This is a genomic window from Dokdonella sp. (assembly GCF_041395345.1).
In the GTDB taxonomy this organism is placed as follows: Bacteria; Pseudomonadota; Gammaproteobacteria; order Xanthomonadales; family Rhodanobacteraceae; genus Dokdonella.
The window spans coordinates 1-24,084 of record NZ_JAWLAR010000006.1 but is presented as its reverse complement, the minus strand read 5'-3'; the positions used below and the strand labels follow the sequence as shown (position 1 = coordinate 24,084).

General features: G+C 61.9%; 23 protein-coding genes, 1 tRNA gene and 1 pseudogene. 9 read left to right on the top strand and 16 right to left on the bottom strand.

Going from position 1 to position 24,084, the window contains the following annotated elements; all coding sequences use genetic code 11:
- Positions 1-79 precede the first annotated feature (79 nt).
- From rsfS to R3F00_RS06770, 3 genes and pseudogenes are all read right to left on the bottom strand, one after another.
- Positions 80-442 carry a ribosome silencing factor gene (rsfS, locus tag R3F00_RS06780; protein WP_371281175.1) on the bottom strand — a complete coding sequence of 121 codons (363 nt, stop codon included), beginning with the start codon at positions 440-442 and terminating at the stop codon, positions 80-82.
- A 376-nt stretch (positions 443-818) separates the two neighbouring features.
- Entirely contained in the window at positions 819-1,676 is an 858-nt protein-coding gene (locus R3F00_RS06775) for a sulfurtransferase (RefSeq protein ID WP_371280999.1), read from the bottom strand.
- Positions 1,673-2,475: pseudogene (locus R3F00_RS06770) on the bottom strand (CoA pyrophosphatase). The gene R3F00_RS06775 and the pseudogene R3F00_RS06770 overlap by 4 nt, the downstream one beginning before the upstream one ends.
- 82 nt (positions 2,476-2,557) lie before the next feature.
- Here R3F00_RS06770 and R3F00_RS06765 point away from each other — a divergent pair.
- Complete coding sequence (locus R3F00_RS06765; RefSeq protein WP_371280998.1) at positions 2,558-2,914, top strand: hypothetical protein; 357 nt, start codon at positions 2,558-2,560, stop codon at positions 2,912-2,914.
- Positions 2,915-2,977: 63 nt separating this feature from the next.
- Here the strand turns inward: R3F00_RS06765 and R3F00_RS06760 are convergent, their stop codons facing one another.
- Positions 2,978-3,658 (bottom strand): FKBP-type peptidyl-prolyl cis-trans isomerase N-terminal domain-containing protein, encoded by a 681-nt coding sequence (locus R3F00_RS06760; protein WP_371280997.1) that lies wholly within the window; start codon positions 3,656-3,658, stop codon positions 2,978-2,980.
- A gap of 347 nt (positions 3,659-4,005) precedes the next feature.
- Here R3F00_RS06760 and R3F00_RS06755 point away from each other — a divergent pair, with 347 nt between their 5' ends.
- Entirely contained in the window at positions 4,006-4,788 is a 783-nt protein-coding gene (locus tag R3F00_RS06755; protein ID WP_371280996.1) for an enoyl-CoA hydratase/isomerase family protein, read from the top strand.
- A gap of 53 nt (positions 4,789-4,841) precedes the next feature.
- Here the strand turns inward: R3F00_RS06755 and R3F00_RS06750 are convergent, their stop codons facing one another.
- From R3F00_RS06750 to R3F00_RS06730, 5 genes are all read right to left on the bottom strand, one after another.
- Entirely contained in the window at positions 4,842-5,738 is an 897-nt protein-coding gene (locus R3F00_RS06750) for a DUF1684 domain-containing protein (RefSeq protein WP_371280995.1), read from the bottom strand.
- Between the two features lie 28 nt (positions 5,739-5,766).
- A complete protein-coding gene (gene mutL, locus R3F00_RS06745) occupies positions 5,767-7,569 on the bottom strand; it encodes a DNA mismatch repair endonuclease MutL (protein ID WP_371280994.1) in 1,803 nt (600 codons plus the stop codon).
- A 70-nt stretch (positions 7,570-7,639) separates the two neighbouring features.
- On the bottom strand, positions 7,640-8,965 hold the full coding sequence (locus R3F00_RS06740) for an N-acetylmuramoyl-L-alanine amidase (RefSeq protein WP_371280992.1): 1,326 nt from the start codon (positions 8,963-8,965) through the stop codon (positions 7,640-7,642).
- Between the two features lie 88 nt (positions 8,966-9,053).
- Entirely contained in the window at positions 9,054-9,545 is a 492-nt protein-coding gene (gene tsaE, locus R3F00_RS06735; RefSeq protein ID WP_371280990.1) for a tRNA (adenosine(37)-N6)-threonylcarbamoyltransferase complex ATPase subunit type 1 TsaE, read from the bottom strand.
- Positions 9,542-11,053: an NAD(P)H-hydrate dehydratase gene (locus tag R3F00_RS06730; RefSeq protein ID WP_371280987.1), complete on the bottom strand. Its 1,512-nt coding sequence runs from the start codon at positions 11,051-11,053 to the stop codon at positions 9,542-9,544. Before R3F00_RS06730 ends, tsaE begins: the two co-directional genes overlap by 4 nt.
- A gap of 66 nt (positions 11,054-11,119) precedes the next feature.
- Here R3F00_RS06730 and queG point away from each other — a divergent pair, with 66 nt between their 5' ends.
- On the top strand, positions 11,120-12,190 hold the full coding sequence (queG, locus tag R3F00_RS06725) for a tRNA epoxyqueuosine(34) reductase QueG (protein ID WP_371280985.1): 1,071 nt from the start codon (positions 11,120-11,122) through the stop codon (positions 12,188-12,190).
- Between the two features lie 456 nt (positions 12,191-12,646).
- Here the strand turns inward: queG and panC are convergent, their stop codons facing one another.
- From panC to pcnB, 4 genes are all read right to left on the bottom strand, one after another.
- Positions 12,647-13,498, bottom strand: coding sequence for a pantoate--beta-alanine ligase (gene panC / locus R3F00_RS06720; protein WP_371280984.1), 852 nt, complete (start codon positions 13,496-13,498; stop codon positions 12,647-12,649).
- A gap of 170 nt (positions 13,499-13,668) precedes the next feature.
- Positions 13,669-14,493, bottom strand: coding sequence for a 3-methyl-2-oxobutanoate hydroxymethyltransferase (gene panB / locus R3F00_RS06715; RefSeq protein WP_371280983.1), 825 nt, complete (start codon positions 14,491-14,493; stop codon positions 13,669-13,671).
- Between the two features lie 100 nt (positions 14,494-14,593).
- Positions 14,594-15,091: a 2-amino-4-hydroxy-6-hydroxymethyldihydropteridine diphosphokinase gene (gene folK / locus R3F00_RS06710; protein ID WP_371280982.1), complete on the bottom strand. Its 498-nt coding sequence runs from the start codon at positions 15,089-15,091 to the stop codon at positions 14,594-14,596.
- Entirely contained in the window at positions 15,088-16,482 is a 1,395-nt protein-coding gene (gene pcnB / locus R3F00_RS06705; RefSeq protein ID WP_371280981.1) for a polynucleotide adenylyltransferase PcnB, read from the bottom strand. The genes folK and pcnB overlap by 4 nt, the downstream gene beginning before the upstream one ends.
- 257 nt (positions 16,483-16,739) lie before the next feature.
- On the opposite strand from pcnB, the gene R3F00_RS06700 reads away from it, so the two are divergent.
- Positions 16,740-16,815: transfer RNA gene (locus R3F00_RS06700), tRNA-Glu, on the top strand.
- A gap of 78 nt (positions 16,816-16,893) precedes the next feature.
- Positions 16,894-17,217: a ferredoxin FdxA gene (gene fdxA, locus R3F00_RS06695; RefSeq protein ID WP_371280980.1), complete on the top strand. Its 324-nt coding sequence runs from the start codon at positions 16,894-16,896 to the stop codon at positions 17,215-17,217.
- A 47-nt stretch (positions 17,218-17,264) separates the two neighbouring features.
- Here the strand turns inward: fdxA and R3F00_RS06690 are convergent, their stop codons facing one another.
- Together R3F00_RS06690 and dapA are read right to left on the bottom strand one after the other, a co-directional pair.
- Positions 17,265-17,897 (bottom strand): hypothetical protein, encoded by a 633-nt coding sequence (locus R3F00_RS06690; protein WP_371280979.1) that lies wholly within the window; start codon positions 17,895-17,897, stop codon positions 17,265-17,267.
- A gap of 28 nt (positions 17,898-17,925) precedes the next feature.
- Complete coding sequence (gene dapA / locus R3F00_RS06685; protein ID WP_371280978.1) at positions 17,926-18,828, bottom strand: 4-hydroxy-tetrahydrodipicolinate synthase; 903 nt, start codon at positions 18,826-18,828, stop codon at positions 17,926-17,928.
- Positions 18,829-19,019: 191 nt separating this feature from the next.
- Between dapA and R3F00_RS06680 the strand changes: the two genes are divergently transcribed.
- The 3 genes from R3F00_RS06680 (at position 19,020) to R3F00_RS06670 (ending at position 21,559) form a co-directional block, all read left to right on the top strand.
- Positions 19,020-19,580, top strand: coding sequence for a glycine cleavage system protein R (locus R3F00_RS06680; RefSeq protein WP_371280977.1), 561 nt, complete (start codon positions 19,020-19,022; stop codon positions 19,578-19,580).
- Positions 19,581-19,599: 19 nt separating this feature from the next.
- A complete protein-coding gene (locus R3F00_RS06675) occupies positions 19,600-20,076 on the top strand; it encodes a peroxiredoxin (protein WP_371280976.1) in 477 nt (158 codons plus the stop codon).
- Positions 20,077-20,158: 82 nt separating this feature from the next.
- On the top strand, positions 20,159-21,559 hold the full coding sequence (locus tag R3F00_RS06670) for a PhoH family protein (protein ID WP_371280975.1): 1,401 nt from the start codon (positions 20,159-20,161) through the stop codon (positions 21,557-21,559).
- 472 nt (positions 21,560-22,031) lie between these two features.
- Here R3F00_RS06670 and R3F00_RS06665 read toward each other — a convergent pair whose 3' ends face one another.
- A complete protein-coding gene (locus tag R3F00_RS06665) occupies positions 22,032-23,078 on the bottom strand; it encodes a hypothetical protein (RefSeq protein ID WP_371280974.1) in 1,047 nt (348 codons plus the stop codon).
- A gap of 377 nt (positions 23,079-23,455) precedes the next feature.
- Here R3F00_RS06665 and thiD point away from each other — a divergent pair.
- The coding region (thiD, locus tag R3F00_RS06660) for a bifunctional hydroxymethylpyrimidine kinase/phosphomethylpyrimidine kinase (protein ID WP_371280973.1) at positions 23,456-24,084 on the top strand (629 nt) is incomplete at its 3' end.

Genomic DNA, 24,084 nt, shown 5'->3' with positions numbered 1-24,084 from the left:
CTGCCTGCAGAGACCCGATCGACCGGGCCGCCGACCCTTGATATCCCACTGGCGCAATGCCCCGCATGAATCGCCCCGGCTAGCCGGTCAGCGTTTCAGGATGCTCATCGTCGCCGACAGTCCACAAACGCTCCAGGCCGTAGAATTCTCGTGTCCGCGGCAACATCACATGGACGACGATGTCGCCCAGGTCGACCAGCACCCATTCGGCTTCGCGCTGTCCTTCAACACCGATCGGCGGCAATCCGATTTTCTTCGCCGCGCGCACGACCTCATCGGCAATCGACTTCACGTGCCGGGTCGAGGTACCGCTTGTGACGACAATCAGGTCGGTCACGGACGTCTTTCCACGCACGTCTATTTCATGCGTGTCGCGTGCCTTGAGGTCATCGAGCGCCGTGGCAACGGCCTTGTGAAGCTGCTGGTAGACGTCTTTTTCCAGATCGGGCTTGACCCGTTTGCGCGTCGCCTTGGCAGCCGCCTTCGCAGCGGGCTTGGCGACCGCTTTTCTTGCCGCGGCCGGCTTGGTGACTCGCTTCCTGGCAGGCTCCATGGCCTTGGCCGGAGACTTGGCGGGCAAGCGCGCAGAATCCTTCGTGGCCGATGTCTTGCGCGGGGCAGGTGCGGATTTCTTTGCTGCAGTCGTGTTTCCCGCCCGGCGCGGCCGGACTCGTGTATCTGATGTACTCAAGGGGCAATCAACCTCGTCTCGGGGCTCACGCCGAAGCAGGCGCAGCGGCAGTATAGGGGCAAACCGATGACAGTTTGCGGCACAGATTCCGGCATTCGAACCCGAGCGCCTGGAACGCTGCCGCCCGTCATGGCTCCGCCCCGGTCCGGACCGGCCTGGCCGGATCGCTGATCCAGCCGCTCCAGGAGGGTGCAAACACGCGCGATCCGTGCAATCCGGCATGTTCCATCGCCAGCAGGTTGTGGCAGGCGGTGACCCCCGATCCGCACATGTGCACGACCGATTCCGCCGGGTGAGTTCCGATCAGCGCAAGAAACTCCCTGGCCAGCCGGTCAGGCGACCTGAAGCAACCGTCGTCATCGAGATTGTCGGCGAACGGGCGGTTGACCGCCCCGGGCACGTGGCCCGGCAGACGATCCAGTGGCTCGGTTTCGCCGCGATAGCGAGGGCCTCCACGTGCGTCCACCAGGCAAATGGACGCATCGGCCAGGCCCCGCTGCAAGGCGTCATAGCCCACCACCTTGTCCTCATCGAAGACCACTGAAACCCTGCGTGGCGTGATATCCGCGATATCGGTGGCGACAGGCAGGCCGCTTCGTTGCCACGCGGAATATCCACCGTCGAGTACCCGGCAGACATCGGACCCTACCAGGCGCAGCATCCACCACAGACGCGCTGCAGCCAGCGCGCCCCCGGCATTGTCGTAAGCGACGACGTGCCGGCCCGGTTGCCAGCCCCATTTCGACAGGACGTTCGCGAAGTCGGTGGCGGATGGCAATGGGTGGCGACCCATTCCCTGGCGCGAGAGATCAGACAACTCGGTATCCAGATTGACGTGGATGGCGCCGGGAATATGACCTTGTTCATGGGCACGACGGCCGCTGTCCGGATCGCCGAGTTCCCAGCGACAATCCAGGATCAGCACGTTGTCCGCAGGGATCCGAGCGGCAAGATGTTCGGCTGAGATCAGGGTTCCGGCGCTCATCGCGTGGCCTCCAGGCGGCGCAGCAGATTCTGCAGGATAGCTGCGGTGGCTCCCCAGATTCGCTTGCCGCTGTAATCGAACTCGTATATCTCGCGGCCTCGACCGCGCCAGACGACTTCCGACCGCCGCATGCGGCCAGGCTCAAGAATGAAGTCCAAAGGAACTTCGAACACTTCTGCGACTTCACCGGGATCCGGTGCCAGCCGGAATCCATCGCTGACGACCGCAACGACCGGCGATACGCAGAAACCGGAAATCGTGTCGAGACAATCCAGATAGCCGAATGGCTCGATGAATTCCGGAGTGATGCCGGTCTCCTCCTGCGTCTCGCGCAGGGCCGCGGCGATGGCGTCCGTGTCCGACGGCTCCACTGCGCCGCCCGGAAAGCTCACCTGGCCGGCGTGATGCCGGAGATCCTCATTGCGCCTCGTGAACAGCATGCTCAGTTGATTCGCACGGCAGACCACCGGCAGAAGAACGGCTGCTTGCCGCAGACGCGTATTCTCGGTCCACAGCTCGGGGAACTCGTTGGCGTTCCAACCCGGTGGCTGGGGAATGTCCTGCAGCGGGCGCACGGCGCGGCGCAATCGCTGGATGTCGACATGCTCGCTCACGTCTGCCCGGACTGACGCTGTGGCAACACGTTGTCCATCAGGTGTTCGCGCTCTGTGGCGCTCATGCCCAGCCAACGGGCGATCTCGTCACCGCTTCGCAAGCAACCGACACACAATCCGCGGTCGTCCAGCTGGCAGATGCCGATGCACGGACTGAGAACCGGTTGGGGAAATTCGATCTGCATACGCTCTTCAAGGTTGTCGTGAAGCCGAAGCCTGCTGTTACATTAGCAACGGATCGTCCGTATGGTGCAAGGCATGCTTGGAATGGCGACAAAGGTAGTGAGCGACTATGGCAAGGTCTTGTCGCTGGTCGAACCCGGTGTCTATGGATTGCCGGAAAGCCTGCTGCCCCACACAAGAGAATCGATCCGCTTCGCCATCTTCACGTTGCTCAGGGAGTTGGGTCCCGACCACCCCGAAGTCAAGGAGGGATTGCGTCAGGGATTTGTCTATCTGGCCCAGTTTGTCGCCGACGACGATGCCGAACTGGTCAGCCGCGGCCAGGCCAGCGTAGCCGGAACCGGCGCGGACGACGCAAGCGCCGAGCCGGCCATGCGCATCATCAACCGCATCAAGCTCGACATGGAACGCGCCGTTGAAGAGATGCGCGACTACCTATGAGACTCGTGAAAAAGAAAACGCCGCGGAAGACCGCGGCGCTCTCGAGCAGGTGAAGCCGGTCGATCAGTTCGAATCGATAACCTTGATATCGAAGACCAGAGCCTCGTTCGGGCCGATGCGTGGCGGCTGGCCGCGCTCGCCATAAGCCAGGTCCGCCGGCACGAAGATCTGCCAGTTGTCGCCAACCTTCATCCGCGACAGCGATTCCTGCCAGCCCTTGATCACTTCATTGACCTTGAACTTGACCGGCTCGCCACGCGCAAAGGAGCTGTCGAACTCGAGACCGCTGGCCAGCGATCCACGGTAGTGCACGGTCACTTCGCTGGTCGGCCCGACTCGCTTGCCGGTTCCATCCTCGATGACGCGGTACTGCAGGCCGGAAGGCAGCGTAACAATGCCCTTCTTGGTCTTGTTCTGTGCCAGGAACTGATCGCTCTTGGCCTTGTTGGCGCCGGCAACCTTGTCGTACTCGGCCTTGGCCTCGGCCATCAGCTTGGTCTGGAATGCCGAGAGGGTTTCGCGCATCTGCTCTTCCGATACGCTCGGGTTGCGCTTGGCGTAACCGTCCTGCATGGCCTTGATGACCGTATTGATATCAATGGCGATTCCGCGATCGGTGAAGTCCTTGCCGATCTGGAAACCCAGAGAATACGAAAGCTTGCCCTTCTCGGACGTAACGTCCTGGGCTACTGCGCTACCTGTCGCAAACAACGCCGCCAGGGCGAGTGACAAACCAAATTTCATGCTGCCTCCAGTGAGAATCCGAAACCGTGAACGTGCCGTGCCAAACCGGGAACAGGCCCGGGCAGCCAAAAAAGGCCGATCAGTGTACCTGAGCGGGGCCGGCGCTCCAATTGGCGCGTGCACAACACTCTCCACAGAGTCCGCAGGCCGCCGAAAGTTCGAAATGTGGCCTTCAGCCGCTGCATTCCGCCCTGGCGGAAGCTCTTCAGCGCCGCAAAAGGGGCGATTCCAATCAATGGCTTGGCAGGAATATCGCGAATGCGGCGGCTCCTGGCCGAAGTAAAGCCCGTACCCCGGGCACTGCTATCATTTCCGCCCCAATGTGAACGACAGCGAACCGGATTTCCATGAACTACCAGAATCTTCTCTGCACCGATCGGGGCCCGGTCCGCACCCTGACCATCAACCGTCCGGAAAAGCTCAACGCGCTCAATCGGGCCACCATTGCCGAACTTCACGCTGCCTTCGATGAGGCGCGCGACGACAACTCGGTGCGCGCGATCATTCTTGCCGGCGCCGGTGAAAAGGCGTTCGTCGCAGGTGCCGACATCGCAGAATTGCAGTCGCTGTCACCGATGGAGGCTCTGGCATTCTCGCGCGCCGGTCAGTCCATGATGCGCACCATCGAATTGCTCGGCAAACCGGTCATCGCGCGCATCCAGGGCTTCGCGCTTGGGGGCGGTCTCGAACTGGCCATGTGCTGCCATCTGCGCATCGGCAGCGAGAAGGCCAGACTCGGACTGCCGGAGGTCACGCTGGGGTTGCTTCCCGGATTCGGAGGCACCCAGCGCGTGTTGCGACTGGCCGGACGCGCAGCCGCGCTTGAACTCTGCCTGCTCGGCCAGCCAGTCAATGCGACGCGCGCCGAGCATCTGGGCCTGCTCAACCGGGTCGTCGCGATCGACTCGCTGGACAAGGACGTGAATGAGCTGGCCGATCAGCTGGCCGCGTCCGCCCCGCAGGCCCTCGCCGGCATTCTCGATGCAATCCTCGTCGGAGGTGAATGCCCGTCAGCCGAAGGCATGGAGTTCGAGAGCAAGACGTTCGCATTGCGCTTTTCGACGGATGACATGCGCGAAGGCACGGCCGCATTTCTGGAAAAGCGCAAGCCTGATTTCAAGGGAACCTGAAAGCCTGCGCGGCGCGACTGTCCAGCAGTTGACGCCGCGCCATTCCTGCCTGCTCAGTGCCCGGCACCGCGATACTTTTTCTCGCCGGCGGTGACTGCGAATTTCAACCTGTTTTCAGGCGGCGGCAGCGGGCAGGTGGAAAAAGGCGTGAATGCACAGGGCGGGTTGTAGGCCTTGTTGAAATCCAGCACGACCTTGCCGTCTTTCGGCATGTCCGAATAGAAGAAACGTCCCGCGCCGTAGGTCTCCTTGCCGCTGGTCTTGTCGGAGATGATATAGAACAGTTCGGTCGCATCATCGGTTTCCAGAACCGGCAACAGTTCGAAAGTTTCTCCGTCGCGTTCGAATACGGCCTTGCCGAGAACCGTATTCCTGTCGATGGTGCCGAGCACATTGGGAATTTCCATAGTCTGCGGCGGATCGAATGCGATCCATCTGGCCTCGATGCGCCAGCCCGGATCGATCGGGTAATAGTCGATACCCACAAAATGCGTGCGCGTTTCGGCCTCGCTGTCCTTGATGCGCAGGCCCTTTTTTCCGCCAGCGCGATCGATCAGGTAAAAGCGTGTAGTGCCAAAAGCCACCGTAGTCGGCTTTTCATGCGAATCATCGAGCAGGATCGCACTGGTAGCGGCCTTGCCGTCGATTGTCGCGGCGGAATCAGGCTTCAATGTCACGCTCACCACATCGTCTTTCCACTCGATCTGACCCAGGTGCTCGGGCGCGCTGGCGATGACGATGTCATTGTCGTCGGCACTGCCAATCGTGCTGATCCCCGGTTTGAGCCAGTCCAGCCCGACCAGGGATAGCCAGCCCGTTGGCGCGGTCAGGCGCTCAACGCGTTGTGCGCGCCATTTCTCGATTTCGACCACGTAGGGATCCCTGGCGTGAGCCGAGACAAGCTCGGCTCCGGAAAGGCTCGCGGCGAGTAGCAGTGGGGTCAGCAACATGGAAGGTTCCCTTGAGTTTTCGGTTTGATCAGCGTCCGCGCAGAAACAGGCGGTCCAGCTCCTGCATGGTCAATTGCACCCAGGTGGGCCGGCCGTGATTGCACTGCCCGGATCGCTCGGTGGCTTCCATCTCACGCAGGAGTGCGTCCATTTCCGGCAAACTCAAGCGCCGGTTGGCGCGGACCGAGCCGTGACAGGCCATCGTCGACAGCAGCTCGTTGCCGGCTTCCTCGACCCTGCGCGAAGAACCATGGGTGGCGAGGTCAGCGATCACGTCGCGGACGAGTCGGGTGACATCACCGGCGGCGAGCAGATTCGGCACCTTGCGCACGGTGATGGCCTGCGGACCGCTGCGGCTGATCTCGAAGCCCAGCTCATTGAAGCGCGCGGCCTGTTCTTCGATGATGCCGGCTTCGCGCTCGCTGACTGCGATCGACAACGGCACCAGCAGCATCTGCGAGCGGATGCCCTCGCCTTGCTGAGCCCGCTTGAGCCGTTCATAGGTGATGCGCTCATGCGCCGCATGCATGTCGACCAGGATCAGACCCTGAGCGTTCTGGGCCAGCACAAAGACACCATGCAATTGTGCGATGGCGAAACCCAGTGGAGGAATGTCAGTGACGGCCTCTTGCGGTGCCGGACGGGACGCATCCTGACTCGCATCAGCCAATCCATGGCCGGGTTCCGATTGACGGCCGAGCACGGCGGCATAGTCTGCCAGCGGTTCGCCAACGCCCAGCCTCAGGCCCGACTGGTGTCGGAGCGGAAATGGGGCGGTCATATCCTGCTGTGCGCCCGTGCGAGTGCTTTCGGCGGGCAGCGTCGAGCCGGCGCGTGCGTCCGCCAGCGCCTCGTGAAGACTGCGGTAGAGGAAATCATGGATGAGTCTGGATTCGCGAAAACGCACTTCGCTCTTGGCCGGGTGCACGTTGACGTCAACGCCCTTCGGATCCATTTCGAGGAAAAGAACGAAGGCCGGATGGCGCCCATGGAACAGCACATCGGCGTAGGCCTGACGCACGGCGTGGCTGACGACACGATCGCGCACGAGGCGTCCATTGACGTGGAAATATTGCTGGTCAGCCTGCGATCTCGAAGCCGTTGGCAACCCTACCCAACCGGTCAGACTCATGCCCGCGCCGGCATGTTCGACGCGAAGACTGTTGGAGACGAATTCCTCGCCGAGCACGTCCGCAACGCGACGCGCCGCTTCGCCGCTGTTCCTGAGCGGCTTGTACAGACGCACGATCTTGCCGTTGTTGCCGAGGCGAAATTCGACACCGGCGTTGGCAAGCGCAATCGACTTGACCAGGTCGTCGATGTGATTGAACTCGGTGCGCTCCGCGCGGAGGAACTTGCGTCGCGCGGGAATGTTGTAGAACAGGTCGCGCACCTCGATGCAGGAGCCGATCGAGTGCTGGGCCGGACGCCGGGGCTGCGGCTTGCCTCCATCCACTTCGATTCGGAAAGCGGTTTCTGCCTCGGCAGTTCTCGAGGTCAGGGCAAAGCGCGATACCGACGCGATCGAAGGCAGAGCCTCGCCGCGAAAACCCAGGGTGGCGACGCTTTCAAGATCCTCGAAGCTGGAGATCTTGCTGGTGGCGTGCGCGGAAACCGCCAGCTGCAAGTCGTCGCCATCGATGCCGACGCCATCATCCCGGATACGGATCAGTCTGGCACCGCCTTCCTCGATATCGATCTCGATGCGCTTCGCGCCGGCATCCAGGCTGTTCTCGACCAGCTCCTTGACAACCGATGCCGGTCGTTCGATGACTTCACCGGCCGCGATCTGGTTGACCAGCTCGGGGGGCAAGGGATGAATGCGTGGCATGCGGAACCAGAGCTCGGGGCGAGACCCTGATCATAGCGGATCAAAATCGGGCACACCTTGTCAGGCCGGGTCAGCCCTGCGGGATTTCGAGCACATCGCCAACGTGAAGCTGGTCGCGGCTCAGCTTGTTGACGCTGCGCAGCGCTGCCACCGAGGTACCGTGCCTGGCTGCAATGATGCTCAGGGATTCGCCACGAGAAACCACGTGACGACTGGCCTTTGCACGATTCTCCTCAAGCGCGAACCAGGTACCCGGCGGTGGCGTCGAGCGGAAGTAGTTGCGCACACCATCGAGGATGGCCTCGGCAAGCTTGGTCCGTTCCGCCGGATCGTTGAGCCGGCGCTCCTCTGCCGGGTTCGAAATGAAGGCGGTCTCGACCAGGATCGATGGCACGTCGGGCGATCGCAGGACCACGAAATTGGCCCTCTCGACATGATCCTTGTGCGTGGGACCGACCCGACGCATGGCCGCATGGACCTGATGGGCCACGGCGTTGCTGGCTTCCATCGTCGCCCCCTGGGAGAGATCAAGCAGCACCGCAGCGAGCGTGTCATCGCGTGAATCCAGCGACACGCCGCCCACCAGATCCGCGCGGTTCTCGCTGTCCGCCAGCCATCGCGCAGCCTCGCTGGTTGCACCTCGCGGCGACAGGACCCAGACCGAACTGCCGCGCGCGGAACTCTTGGTGAAGGCGTCGGCATGCACCGAAATGAACAGGTCGGCCTTGGCGTCACGCGCCTTCTGGTAACGCTGCTTGTGCGGAATGAAGTAGTCCCCATCGCGGGTCAGGATCGCGGTCATGCCGGGTTCGCTGTCGATCACGCGCTTGAGTTCGCGCGCCACGGCCAGGGTGATCACTTTCTCGCGACTGCCCGTCGCTCCGATGGAGCCGGGATCTTCGCCGCCGTGTCCGGCGTCGATGGTCACGATCACGTTTCGCGACGTTCCGGGAGGCAGCACGGCTTCGACCGTCTTGACCGGCTCGACCCGAGTTTTCGGGTAGAGGTCAAGGACCAGTCGGTAACCGAATTTTTCGGCGGGAGGAAGCAGGAAACTCTTCGGACGAACGCCTTCATCCAGATCGAACACGACGCGCAGATCCGATTTGCCCTGCTTGCCGCTGCGCACGGCCTTGAGCAATCCGGCCGCTTCCGCTGCCTCGTATCCGGCAGAAAAGGAACTGGAATCGATATCGAGAACGAGGCGATCCGGCCCGCTGAGATCAAATATCCGGTATTCGAGAGGACCGGAAACGTCGAACACCGCGCGCGTGTATTCCGGCCCGGCCCAGATGCGCAAGGCCTTTATCTCGGCGGCGTGAGCCGACGGCAGGGCCGCCAGGAGCAAGGCACAGGCAACTGCAAACCAGGTCAGTGTTGGCGCGCGGACGTCCATGGGGTTGCATTCAATCCCAAAACGGCCACGAATTTCAAGTCTTTTCCTTTGTAAATCCACGATATGCGAGATGTTCCTAACATGAACATCAAGTATCGGCAGGGGCCAGGGACCGATTCGACGCAAGCGCGGCAAGCCAGCTGTCGCCACGCCCGGAACACGACTTCATTTCAACATCGCGCACCGCACCGGCGTGCCGCAGCTGCAGCAGCAGATCCGGAGCCGGCAACCCGGCAAGAGCGCGTTGCGGCCATTCGACCAGCATCAGCATGTCTCCCTGCAACAGGTCGGAGAGCCCCAGCCATTCCAGCTCTTCGGCATCGGCGATCCGGTACAGATCCAGATGATGGGCGCGCAAATCGCCTGCTTCATAGCTCTCGAGCAGACTGTAGGTCGGGCTCTTGATGCGTTCGCCCACACCGAGCGCAGAAAGCAGCGCCCGCGCGAAAGTCGTCTTGCCTGCACCCAGATCCCCATCCAGAAAAACAACCCCACCCTTGCCGATTGCAGAGGCAAGCTTGTGCGCCAACTGGACAAGCTGTTCTTCGTCGAGATGGTTCCATCGCATCGAGGCGCTCACGACGATGCGCCGTTCAGGCAGGCACGCAAAGGCGCGAACAGATCGCTGGCCAGCAGACCTCGCGGGCAGTCGCCTGCGGCACGATCGCCAGCCAATGCATGCGCGACCACTCCGATCCGGGCCGCATCGCGGAGTCCAAGTCCCTGGGCCAGCAATCCTGCAAGCACGCCGGTGAGAACATCGCCCATACCCGCACTGGCCATGCCGGGATTGCCGAAAGGACACAGTGAAACCTGACCATCGGGGTCGGCGACCAGGCTGCCCGCCCCCTTCAGGACAACGACAGCCGAGTAGCGTGCGGCGAGCTCGCGAACGGCAGAAAAGCGATCCGACTGAATCGTTTTCACCTCACATCCCAGCAACCGCGCCGCTTCACCAGGATGCGGTGTCAGCACCGAGGCTTGCGGTAGCGGTTGTGGCTTCGCGGCGAGAAGATTGAGCCCGTCCGCATCCAGCACCAACGGTTTGCCTGCGCGCAACGCGCCATCCCACAAGGCGTGGGCCCAGGAGGTCTGACCGAGGCCCGGACCCAGGGCTACGACACTGGCGCGATTCAGCAGGAGCGCGATCGACTGCGGCCCGTCCACTCCGTGCACCATGATTTCCGGGCGCGCGGCATTGATCGAGACGGCGTTTTCGGCGCGCGTCGCCACGCTGACCAGGCCCGCCCCAGCGCGCAGCGCCGCCTCTCCGGCCAGACGCACGGCGCCGGCCATGCTGCGATCGCCACCGATGACGAGCACATGTCCGAAATTACCCTTGTTTACATTGCGCCTGCGTGCTCCGGGAATCTCGACGCAATGCTCGTCGAGCAATTCGGCATCCGCTGGCATTCGCTGGTAAAGGCTGCCGGGCAGTTCGAGCGTGGCCAATTCGACGGCACCACAGTAGTCGGGTCCGTCCGCGCAGAACAGGCCCCGCTTCCAGCCCACGAAGCTGATCGTCGCGTCGGCATGCATGGCGATTCCTGGCGCCGTGCCGCGGTCGGCATCCAGGCCGGAAGGCACGTCGAGGGCCAGGCGGGGCCCGGGAAAGCGCTCCATTTGTTCAATCAGGTCAGCCGCAGGGCCGGTCGGAGCGCGACTCAGTCCCGTGCCGAACAGGCCGTCCACGAGCAGATCGGCAACAGGAATACGGGCATTCGCGGTCGCCAGTACGACCTCTCCGCCTGAAGCAAGCCAGGATTCCCGCGCCGTTGCTGCATCACCGCTGGATCTGTCGCCCAGTGCGATCACTGTCACCGACATGCCCGCCTGACGCGCCAGGCTGGCAAGCAGAAACGCATCCCCACCGTTGTTGCCATTGCCGGCAATCACCACGACACTGCGCGCATCCGGCCAGCGTTCTTGCAGGCAGGCGAAGGCCGCCGTTGCTGCACGCCGCATCAATTCCGCTCCGGCAACGCCAAGGTCGCTGATCGCCATCCGGTCGAGACGGCGCACCTGTTCTACGGAAAATAGCGCGATCGAAGGATTGCCTGTTTGCATGCCCGGGATTATACGGAGCACAGCGCGGCAATCGCCGAACCCCTATGCTAGGGAGCCGGAAACAACGCGAGCGAGTGCCATTCGCCCATGCCAGCCATCGACTATTCCAGACTGTCATCGCGGTTGCAGGAATGGGCCCGCGAACTGGGCTTCCAGCAGCTCGGCGTTGCCGGCGTCGACCTGGGCGCCGATGAAACCCACCTGCTCAACTGGCTCGACGCGGGACATCACGGCGAAATGGACTACATGCAGAGCCACGGCAGCAAGCGCAGCCGGCCAGCCGAGCTTGTGCCCGGCACCCTGCGCGTGATTTCGGTTCGGATGGACTACCTGCCCTCGTCTGCGCGCGATGGCTGGGAGGTGCTCGCCGACCCGGACAGTGCCTATGTCGCGCGCTATGCAATGGGGCGCGATTACCACAAGCTGATGCGGAATCGCCTGCAGAAGCTGGCGGACCGGATAACCGGCATGGTCGGTCCATTCGGCTATCGCGCCTTTGTCGATTCGGCGCCCGTGCTCGAACGCGCCCTGGCCCGCGACGCCGGCCTGGGCTGGATAGGCAAGCACACCTGCCTGATCAACAAGGATGCCGGCTCGTGGTTTTTTCTCGGCGAGCTGTATACCGACCTTCCGCTACCCCTGGACGAGCCCGCGAAGGAGCATTGCGGCACCTGCAGGCGTTGCATCGATATCTGTCCAACCCAGGCCATTACCGGTCCCTATCAGGTTGATGCACGACGCTGCATTTCCTATCTGACCATCGAGTTGCGCGGTTCGATTCCGCTGGAGCTGCGGCGCCCCATGGGCAATCGCATTTTCGGTTGCGACGACTGTCAGCTCATTTGTCCCTGGAACAAGTTTTCCAAACGCAGTCCGGAAGCGGACTTTGCCGTGCGCCATGACCTCGATGACAGCCGCCTGGTCGAGTTGTTTGGCTGGAGCGAAGAGGAATTCCTCAAGCGCACCGAAGGGTCGGCGATCCGACGCACGGGGCACTCGGGCTGGCTGCGCAATATCGCCGTTGCCCTCGGCAACGCGCCGTGGTCCGTAGAGGCGACGGATGCCCTCGCCGCCCGCCGGCAACATCCGGATGAAATGGTCCGCGAACATGTGCTCTGGGCGCTGCAGGAGCAGGCCGGAAAACGCCCCCCAAGCTGAGCCCTGCGCCCGGACACGATTCCGCACAGGCTGAGCGGCTACACCTGGAGCGGGTCGCGCCTCCAACTCTTGTTGCACAAACACAACATACAGGGAGCAGGTTCGGCCTGTATCGCCAGGCGGCCAGGTTCCCATCCGCGGCGAGTGGCTTCCGGGCGGCAAGCAGTGCTCGATCGGGAAATTGATTCAAGTTATTGATAGTAAGAGCAATATTGTCGAATAACGCGTAAATCCCCTGCGAAAACCAGGCGAAAAAAAACCCTCGCAGCGGTTTCGCGCGAGGGTTCAATTGGAGTGACGATTACCTGCAATGCGCCCTGGTGGCCACGAGGTTGCAACTAGAACGTTGCAAAAACCCCGAGGACGGTTGTAACGGTACCACAGACTGTTGCGAAGTGCCATATCCGTCACACAAGAAAAGCAGGTCGCTGCATGCGCCGGATTGGAGCCGGCAATTCAGCGCCTGAGAACCTGGTTGTCGAGCAGTCGCACCGGGCCCAGACGTGCCGCGATCAGTGCGACCAGATCCTCGCCGCGCCGGTCCGAGGGCGCTCCGAGATCTTCAGCGCGACGAAACAGGGCATAGTCAGGACTCAGGCCTGCCGAGGAAAGACTCGCAGACGCATCGGCCTCTATTTGTGCCAGCGTCTCAATGCCTGCCACTGCCCGCTCGCACATGCGCTGCAGGGTTGAGTGGATGACTCCGGCCGTTTCACGCTGCTGACCGTCCAGATACTGGTTGCGGGAACTCATGGCCAGACCATTGGCTTCGCGAATGATTGGCGCACCGATGATCCGGACCGGAAAGCCAAGATCCCGGGTCATTCGCCTGACCACCAGCAGCTGCTGGTAGTCCTTGTTGCCGAAGACCGCCAGATCCGGTTGAACGAGGTTGAACAGGCGGGCCACGACCGTTGCCACTCCGTCGAAATGGCCGGGACGTTTTGCACCTTCAAGCATGTCGCCCAATTCAGGCACACAGATTTTCACTGCGCGTTCCAATCCGAACGGATAAATGGCCTCCTGCTCCGGCAGATACAGGACATCGCATCCTTTCCCGGACAAACCGGCCCGATCCTCCTCCGGCGTTCGCGGATAGCGGGAGAAATCCTCTCCGACCCCGAACTGGGTCGGATTCACGAAAATGCTGGCGACGGTCAGTTCCGCGTGTTCGCGCGCGATCGACAGCAGGGAGTAGTGACCTTCATGCAGATTCCCCATGGTCGGCACGAAACCGATCCGCTTTCCCAGACGGCGTTCGTTGCCAATCAGGTCGCGCAGCTGGTCGATTTCACGAATGACTTGCATGGGATGCCCGGCCCGGCCTATTCGCGAATGCGCGCGGTGATTGCGCAAGATATCGGGTTCGCACACAGTTTCGCGCTCGAGCGCATCGCAGACACCAACGGCGAGCGAGCGAAAACGCGTGCGGATTCGAGAGACCGGAGAGGGCCAGTGTTTTCCATGGCCAGTCCGGGCTAGAAGGAGTGTTCGACACCGGGGAATTCCGACCGACGCACGGCATTGACGTAAGCCGCCAGCGCGGCGTCGATGGAATCGTGGCCGCGCAGGAAGTCCTTGCTGAATCGCGGTCGTCGCCCGGGCGTGATCCCGAGCATGTCGTAAAGCACCAGCACCTGACCATCGCAGCCCACACCGGCACCGATGCCGATGGTGGGAATCGCAATTTCATTCGTGATTTTCGAGGCCAGCTCGGCCGGCACGCACTCCAGCACCAGCAAATCGGCGCCCGCTTCGGCCAGCGCACCGGCTTCGGCCAGCAGGCGCTCTGCATCGGCGGGTTGCTTGCCCTGCACGCGATAGCCACCCAGCTTGTGCACCGATTGCGGGGTCAGGCCGATATGTGCGCAGACCGGAACATCGCGTTCGGCCAGTGCGCGCACGATTCCGGTCACCCATTCGCCGCCTTCGAGTTTGACCATGGCGGCGCCGCCCTCCGCAAGCAGGCGCGTCGCCGTGGCCAGTGCCGTCGGCACATCCCGATAGCTCATGAAGGGCATGTCGGCAATGAGCAGGGGCGAGCGCAATCCGCGTGCTACGGCGGCGCAGTGGTAGACCATCTGATCCAGCGTGACAGGCAAGGTGCTGGAGAGCCCCTGCACGACCATGCCGAGCGAGTCGCCGACCAGGACGACGTCAACCCCCGCCGACTCCAGATGCGCGGCAAAACTCGCGTCATAGCAGGTCAGGGAAACAATTTTGTCGCCAGCCGATTTGCGCTGCCTGAGAACAGGGACCGTAATGGCTGCGCGTTCTGGCGTGTTGGCCTGGTTTGCGTACATGGCTTGCGGTTCTGAGTGGACGAAGACAACAAGCCCTCTATCCTAACCCGAACCCTTGGCGAGATTGCATGAAATCACGCGTGCCGGCGCCACTGTGCAATCAGGGGCCTTCGGCAAGACGCTGGCAGCTTTCCGGATCGAAGGTCGCAACCGCGTCTGCAATCGAACCCCGTCCGGGCACGATCAGGTCGTATGCAAGCTCTGCCAGCGGAAGAACCACAAACGAGCGCTCGAGGATGTGTGGATGCGGCACTTCGATGCCCTTTTCGCGTATTTGCAGCGAACCGTATAGAAGAAGATCCAGATCAATGATGCGCGGGCCCCAGCGCGTCGAGTCGCGTTGACGTCCGGCTCTGCGCTCCACCATCAGCAATTCATCCAGCAATTCGGCCGCACCGAGTGTCGTCTCAAGCTCGGCAACCGCATTGAGGAAGTCCGGTTGCTCGAGCATGCCCCAGGGTCTGCTGCTGTAGAAACTCGACCGGCGCAGCAGGCGCGTGTCGCGAATCTGGCCCAGTGCGTCGAGGGCACTCGCGATTTGACGACGCGGCTCGTTCTGGTTGCTGCCCAGCCCCACATACGCAAGAACCGCGCTCACTCGAGGACTGTTTCCGCGTCCGCCCCCGGCCCATCCTGTGCGCCCGGATTCTTGCGCTTGCGCCGACGCGTTCGCTTGCGCTTCCTGGCCGGCTCACCCATGGCCGACGCTGCCGTGGTCGACTGCAGTTGTTCCGACAGCTGCTTCGCGTCCAGTTCCTGCGCTTCGGTCCACCATTCCACCTGCTCGCGGAGCTCCGGTTCATCATGGGAGCGGATCACCAGGAAGTCATAGGCCGCACGAAACTTGGGATGTGCCAGCAGGCGCAGGACACGCTTTCTCTGGCGCTGTTCGAAACGCGGTTGCAGCGACCAGATTTCTTCCATGGCCATGACGAAGCGTTTCGGAATGGCGACGCGGACCGCTTGCTGATGCACGACACGATCAACTGCCATCTGCCACGCTGCGCCCGCATCCGAGCCCTCTTGCACAAGGCGCTCGGCGAGGCTTCGGACCGGCTCCCAGAGCATCGCAGCGAAAAGAAACGCCGGGGTCACCGGCTTGTCGCTGCGAATGCGTTCGTCGGTGCTGGTGAAGGTATAGCCAAGCAGGCGTCCGAACTCGGCGCTTCGGGGTCCGGCCAGGGCCCTGGCTGTTGCCGGAAACAGCTCGCCCAGCAGCCCGAGGTGATGCAGGCGGCGCAGGCTCTCGAGACCGTGGCCCGAAAGAAACAGCTTCAGCGATTCGTCAAACAGGCGGGCTGGAGCCACATCGGCCAGCAATCCAGCCAGTTCGCCAATCGGCGCTTCGGTTTCCTCGGCCAGGCTGAATTCAAGTTTCGCCGCCAGTCGCGCCGCGCGCAGCATGCGTACGGGATCCTCGCGGTAGCGCTGCACAGGATCACCAATCAGGCGCATGGTGCGGTGTTGCAGGTCGGCGATGCCGCCGACATAGTCACGCACACTGAAGTCCGAGATGTCGTAGTACAGCGCATTGACAGTGAAATCACGGCGTATCGCGTCTTCCTCGATGCTGCCGTAGACGTTGTCACGCACGATGCGCCCGTCAACGACGTGGCGGTCGCTGTCACCGGCTTCACCAATGCCGCGAAAGGTCGCCACCTCGACAATCTCGCGCCCGAACACGACATGGGCGAGTCTGAAGCGGCGGCCGATCAGCCGACAGTTGCGAAACAGCGCTCGCGTCTGTTCCGGGGTCGCATCGGTGGCGATGTCGAAATCCTTGGGGTGTCCGCCCAGAAGCAGGTCGCGAACCGCGCCACCCACCAGGAAGGCCTTGTAGCCGGCCTCATGCAAACGGTAGAGGACCCGCAGCGCGCCGTTGGAAATATTCTTGCGCGAGATGCCGTGTTCGGCTCGCGGAATGATGCGCGGTACAAGATTTTTTACGCTGGAATCAGTCTCAGGCGCAGCCGATGCAGTCTGATTCATTCCGTGGTCACATTCGAGTTCAAAGGCGTCGCCGGGCATGGGTGGGTGGCAGGGTCTGGGCGGTGGAAACTGTGCATGGCGCGATTGTGCCATTGCCTTGAGTTGCGGCTCTTGTCGGACTTGCATGGAACCACCATGCGCACCCTCCAAGAGGTGCAACTCATGGATGAGAGCGCAATCGCAGCCCGAATATTCGCGCCTTCCAGACTCCAGGGAAATGGTTATACTACGCGCCCCGTGCGGTTGTCCCAAACACCGCTCCCTTCGTCTAGTGGTCCAGGACACCGCCCTCTCAAGGCGGGAACACGAGTTCGAACCTCGTAGGGAGCGCCAAACCGGTCCTGCCACGGGGCATCGGAAACCAGGAAGCGGCCATTCCGGACCGCGATCCAAGAAATAACGGCCTCATCCATGCCTTTCGTTGTCACCGAGAACTGCATCAAGTGCAAGTACACCGACTGCGTCGAAGTCTGCCCGGTCGATTGCTTTCACGAAGGCCCCAATTTCCTGGTTATCGATCCCGAGGAGTGCATTGATTGCACGCTCTGCGAACCCGAGTGTCCGATCACCGCCATTTACCCCGAAGATGACGTTCCGGCAGGCCAGGAGGCCTTTATCCAGCTGAACGCCGATCTTTCGGCGATCTGGCCCGTGCTGACGGAACGCAAGGACGCGCCGGACGATGCCAAGGAGTGGGAAGGCAAGCCCGGCAAGCTGGGACTGCTCGAGCGCTGAGCGTCGACGGCCCGAAGGTCGGCGCGCTGACGTTCCATCCTGCCTGATCAGCTCAGGCGCTGCCCCAGCGTCTCCAGAATGTTGCGTGCCGCGCTGGTTGCAGCTTCGGACGTTGTGCCCTCGATGGTCACCCGGCTCTCGTTGCCACTGCCGCTGACGCGAATGCGCAGCCTGACCGGGGTCAGGATCTTCTTGTCATCGGCCATGCCCAGCGTAACGGTCTTCTTGAGCCAGCCGGGAGATTTCGTGGTACTGCCGTTGGTCAGTACCTCGTAGGTTCGAGCGCTCTCGTCGGTCTTTTCGATCGTGGCCACGCCGGATCGCGTCAGGGCAAGGCCGACCCGCTTGAAGGTACTGGCCGGAGTATCGGCAACATTCATGCCTTCGCCACCGAGGCTGGGCGCTGCGGTGCGTGGCGGTGCTGCCTGTGTTGTGATCACGGCGGTTGGCACGCTGGTATCGGCGGCCGCCGTGGCCGCATTTGGGCTGGGTTCCGGGATGACAAGTGTCCCGCTCTTATTGGGGGCATCGAGATCTGACGGCACCTCAAGCGGCTTGACCTGCGCGCCGACCTTGTATTCCTCGCTCTTGCTGCCAAATTTGGAGCGCATGTAAGCGCACCCGCTGAGAAGTGTCAGCATCGCGACGAGGCCGATCAGGATGGTCAGATTTCGTTTCACATTCTTGATTCCGTTGTAATTTTTCAGCTCATCCGCAGGATGAAGCCGCAACAGCCAGACCCAGGTCGGCCAGTACACGATCCGCTTGCGCATGATACGCCGCGCTCAAGGCCAGCAGCGGCAATCGCAGGACTTCGGAGCCGAAGCCCATGCGCTGCAGGCACCATTTGACCGGAATCGGATTGGGCTCGACGCCGACCAGATCATACAGACCGTGGAGGCGCTTGTCGGCCCGAGCAAGCGCTTCGTCATCGCCCTTCCCGGCCAGGTCGCACAATTCCTGCATCTGCGCGGGGGCCACGTTGGCCACGACAGAAATGACTCCATCGGCCCCCATTCGCATGCTGCGTGCCGCGCTGGGGTCATCGCCGGAGAGAATACTGAACTCGCCCGACTTCAGCGCCAACAATTCGCTCATGCGCTCGACCTCCGGTCGGGCTTCCTTGATTCCCACGATGCCCGATTGCGCGTGCAGCCTGGCAACCGTCTGTGGCAACAGGTCGCAGCCGGTACGCGATGGCACGTTGTAAAGCATGACCGGCAGCCCGCCCTGATCGGCCACTTCGCCAAAGTGCCGATAAAGGCCTTCCTGAGTCGGACGCACATAGGCCGGCGTGACAACCAGGGCGGCATCGGCACCGGCCCGGGCGGCCAGCCTGGTCTGGGCAATCGTCTTGCGTGTCGACTGCAATCCGGATCCGGCCAGAAGCGGCACGCGGCCGGCAACGGTATTCACTGCGAACTTGACCAGTTCGAAGAATTCCTCAGATTCCAGAGCCGCACCTTCGCCGGTAGATCCGGCAACCACGAGACCACGCGTGCCCGCACCGATCTGAAATTCGATAAGGCGGCCAAATGCGTCAAGGTCCAGCGCTTCAGTGGCCGCATGGAAGGGCGTGGCCAGAGCGCAGATGCTTCCGGAAAGATTCAAGGCGTTGGGTGAAAGCGCATGCTGATCCCGGGATGTTAGGGTGAAGCGCAGTGGAAGTCCATCCGCAAATCCACAGGACGCCCGGGCCTGATTCCAGGCTCCCTTGCTACCCCACGAAGTGGCCAGTATGCTCCTGATGCAGTTACCCTGATGGCGCCGAAGAAGCAGTGAAGCAGGCAGGAAAGCAGATCTTGAGCGATCGCGCGCCACGCCCTACCGCGAACGACAATCACTTGTTGATCAGCGTGTTCGCCAATCTCGAACACTCCCCGTTGTTCGCGCTGTGCAAGCGCGTCACCGACTGCGGTTGCAATGTGGCCGAATCGCGCGTTGCAGCGCTGGGCTCCGAACTCAGCATCCAGGTACTCGCGCAGGGCTCGTGGGACGCCATCGCCAAACTCGAGAACGCACTCGCCAAGCTTGATCGCGACGGCGAATTGCGGCTGACCCATTTCCGTACCAGCGCCAAGCCCCAGCAGGTCACCTTCCTGCCCTATGTGGTCGAAGTGATCGCCGCAGACAAGCCCGGCATCCTCTTCCAGCTGGCTGAATTCTTCGCCAACCACAATATCAGTATCGAGCAGCTGCACTCGACCCGCTACCGGGCCATGCAGACGGGTGCCGACATGTTTTCCGCCCAGATCACCATCGGCATTCCAAATTCCATGCACCTGGCCGCGTTGCGCGACGACTTCCTCGAATTCTGTGATGGACTGAATCTCGATGCCATCATGGACCCCATGAAATTCTGAAGGAGCTGACCCACCTCAAATGAGCGAAAAGACAGCGATCAAGATCGACAGGCGCGTGCCTGCCCTCAAGGGAAAAACCGATGAAGGCAATACGCTTGAACTGAAATCATTTCGTGGCCAATGGCTGGTGGTCTATTTCTATCCTCGAGACGCTACCCCCGGCTGCACGACAGAGGCTCGCGACTTTGCTTCGCTGTACAGGAAATTCGCGAAACTGGACTGCGAAATACTTGGCGTCTCGCGGGACTCCGAAGCATCCCACGCACGCTTCCGCGAGAAGCAGGAACTTCCATTTCACCTGATCGCCGATGTCGACGAAGCCTGGTGCAAGGCCTTTGACGTGATTCACGAAAAGGTGCTGTACGGAAAGCGTCATCTCGGCGTGGTGCGCAGTACCTTCCTGATTGATCCTGATGGTGTCCTGCGCGCCGAGTGGCGGGGCGTCAAGGTACCCGGACACGCGGCGGCGGTACTGGAGCGACTGGCTGCCGCGTGACCTGCCTGCCGACCATTCTTCCCGATGTATTTCCGTGTCGAAGCCGGCACGCAACCCTTCCATTTCCCATTGAGGCTCGTGCATGACTCGAGGCAAGCGCATTTACGTACTCGACACCAACGTGTTGATGCATGACCCCACCTCGCTGTTCCGATTCGAGGAGCACGATGTCTTCATTCCGATGACGGTACTAGAAGAGCTGGATGCGGCGAAAAAAGGGCAATCCGAGGTATCGCGCAATGCCAGGCAGGTCAGTCGATTCATCAACGAGCTGATCGAGAACGACAGCGGGCGAAAGATTGCCGAAGGCCTCGACCTGCGCCTGCCCCAGGGCCTTCGACTCGACCAGAGCCCAAAGGTCGGTCGACTCCATTTTCAGACCCTGGCCTCGGAAAACGGGAACGGGCACGGGAAGAAGCGCGGATTGCCCGACAACCTGATACTGGCCTCGGTCGTGACGCTTTGCGAAGCGCATCCGGAAGTACCCGTCGTCCTTGTCACCAAGGACATCAACCTGCGCATCAAGGCGTCGATCGCAGGCATCACCGCCGAAGACTACGAGAACGACCGCGCGCTCGACGATTTCAGCCTGCTCTATGCCGGTCACAACGAATTACCGGAGGATTTCTGGGACCGTCATACGGACTTGCGCTCGTGGTCCGAACGCGGCCACACCTATTACGAAGTATCGATGGCGGAAGACGAGGACTGGCATCCGCACCAGTTCCTGTATCTGCCCGGCGAGAACGAGATCGAACTGCGCGTGCTGGGGCTGAACGATGGCAAGGCGATTCTGCAGATCGTGGATGACTACTTCAATGGCTCACATACGGTTTGGGGCATCCAGGCCCGCAATCGCGAACAGAATTTCGCCCTGAATGCCTTGATGGATCCCGATGTGGATTTTGTCAGCCTGCTCGGCACTGCCGGAACGGGCAAGACCCTGCTCGCCCTGGCAGCCGGACTCGCGCAGGTCATGGATCAGCAGCGCTACCGGGAAATCATCATGACTCGTGCCACGGTCTCGGTTGGCGAAGACATCGGTTTCCTGCCAGGTACCGAAGAGGAAAAGATGACGCCCTGGATGGGCGCCTTGACCGACAACCTTGAAGTGCTGACGTCCCCGCAGGAAGGTGGCGCCTGGGGCCGTGCCGCGACCAACGACCTGCTCGCGTCGCGGATCAAGATTCGCGCGATGAACTTCATGCGCGGGCGCACCTTCCTCAATCGTTACGTGATCGTCGACGAGGCACAGAACCTCACGCCGAAGCAGATGAAGACCCTGATTACGCGAGCCGGCCCGGGAACCAAGATCGTGTGTCTCGGCAACGTCGAACAGATCGATACGCCTTACCTGACCGAAACCACTTCCGGCCTGACTTATGCAGTCGACAGGTTCAAGAACTGGGAACACTCTGCACACCTGACGCTGCGTCGCGGTGAGCGCTCAAGACTGGCCGACATCGCCTCGGAAGTGCTTTAGGGCAACGCTGAACAAGTGGCACAATCGTCATGGCATTCAGAAGGTCTGCCAGTCGTGCTGCGAGGCGAAGTGAAGGCTGGTGGCCTTGGCAAGACTCGCGGTTCGGCTGGCGGGCCTTCTGAAAGCCACCTGATTCAATAGAGAATCAATCGGTCAGGCGGCGCCTGTCTGCGCGCAGCTCCTTGTTGCGCTGCCTTGAAGCGACTGCATGGATGCAGGAGGTAGAGCAACGCAGGAGCAGTTGCCGAGACGGCCGGTCCATCTGCGTCAGCGCGCCGCGATCTGCGCGCAGACAGACGTCGTGACGGTTGCGCCACTTGTTCAGCGTTGCCCCAGCAGCCGGCCTGGCCTTGCTCGGCTGGTCTGCGCGAAGCGGCTGGCAGGAACGAAGAAGATCTGCCCGGCGCGCTGCGCCGGTCGGAAGCCGCTACTGATTCTGTTTCGGAAACGACGGGAGAGTTCGAGCGATCGCTCAGAACTGCATCGTCCAGGCCGCCTCATATTCGAACTGGCTGCCGGTATAGCGATTGCTCGACCGGTAGCTCGGAACGCCCAGGAAGTACGGAGCGCTGGAATACACGGCCTGCACGCTGAATTTCGAGAGCGGCCCGGTGATCTTCGTATAGCCGAACCCGACCGTGTGGTCAGCCGTGTCCACGCCGAGCGCCGTGCGCAGAAGCGCAGAGGTCGGTTGCGGTTGCTGACGTGTCGTGTAGCGCAATTCGAAAATGCCGGCGCGGGCATCGGCGAAAGTCCATCCCGCCGAGTAGACGGTCAGATCTTCCCAGGCGAAGTCAGGGCTCGCGCCGCTTCCGAGCAAGGCCAGGAAGTGACGGGGCAAGGCCGGACTCGTGAACGGGGTCACCTGACTGTACATGACACGCTCCGCACCGACGTCAAGACTCAACGCAGGCGACAGGGCATAGCTCAGACCCAGGCTGGCACTGGCCGGAATATCGAACTGGCCCGGATCCGAATAGACACCGCGAAGCGAATTCAGCGAATCCATGTCGATGGTCGACTGGATGCTGGCATTCCAGCTCAGCTTGTCGACCAGTGCATTGCCCACGTCTACGCGCAAGCCCGCACCGTAGGATGTCTCGCCCGGGACCACGGGCCACAGTGGCATTCCTTCGTTGAGATAGGCCTCGCCCATTCCGAGCGATGCGTAACGCTGGTAGGCGAGCACGGCGGTGACACCGACCAGACCCTGTTCACCCCAGCGCGTAACCCAGGATGGAGCGATTACGGTCCGGGTAAGCCCGACGCCCGGTATTTGTGAACTGACATCCAGTTGTGGGCTCGACAAGGCGTGGGCACGTTGCCCGACCCGCACTTCGGCCACGGAAAGATTCAGACTCGAGCCTGACCGACCGCTCGTCGAACCAAAGGCCAGCGCAACCTGCGCTTCGATATCGTTCGCGTCGGTCACGCTCGGCGGCTCGACCGTCGGCGCGGGAGCCCAGGAGAAACCGGGCGTGATACTGGACAGGGCATAGTTGCGCCAGCGCTGCGGCACCGTTTCGCTGCTGGAAACGGCAAAAGAAGACTGCTGCGGCATCCCTGAAGGAGTTGCCGCACTCGCCAAAAAGGAAAGCGGGAGTGTCAGCACAATGCCGAGCACTCCCATCAATCTTGTTTCTGCTGCTGCTTTTGCCCGCTGCATTGCCCTGTTGCTGCGGTTGGGGAAGGAGGTGTGTTCTAATTCAGTTCGGATATTGGCGTAAAAGCAACAACGGGTCAAGCACGCAACATCATCGGATGCGCATCCCTGTGGCTTGGTTCCACAAGTAATTTTCAAGCGCGGATCGAAATATCCTGCGACTGGCCAACCGGCCATGATGTTGTGTAAAACCAACAGGGTCAGGCATGCCAGAGCAGCGATCCAACCCCCCCGTGGCACTGACCATCGCGGGCTCCGATTCGGGCGGGGGCGCGGGGATTCAGGCCGACCTGCGCACGTTTGCCGCCTTCGGCGTGCACGGGACCAGCGCAATCACCGCCGTCACGGCCCAGAACACTTGTGCAGTCAATGACTTGCAGATGCTCCCGGCGCGTATCATTCGCGCCCAGATCGACGCCGTTCTGAACGATTTTCCGGTGTCCGCGATCAAGATCGGCATGCTGGGGACGGCCACGAATGCCCGTTGTGTCGCCGAATCGCTTGACCGGCACCGGCATGTTCCAGTCATTGTCGACCCGGTTCTGGTCGCCACCAGCGGTGCAAATCTTGCGCGTGGCCGGCTGGTGGCGGCGATCCGGCAACATCTGGTCGGTCGCGCGGATCTGCTCACACCCAATCTTCCCGAGGCCGAACAGTTGCTGGGGCGCACTCTGGACAGCCGCGACAGTCTGCTTGAGGCCGCGCTGGAGCTGCATCAGTTGGGCGCAGCCGCTGTTCTGCTGAAAGGCGGACACCTTGCAGGGTCGCAAGTACACGACGTACTGGTGAGCAAGCGTGGTGCTCGCTGGTTCAGCCATTCGCGCATCAAGGCCGAAGGGCACGGTACTGGCTGCACGCTGGC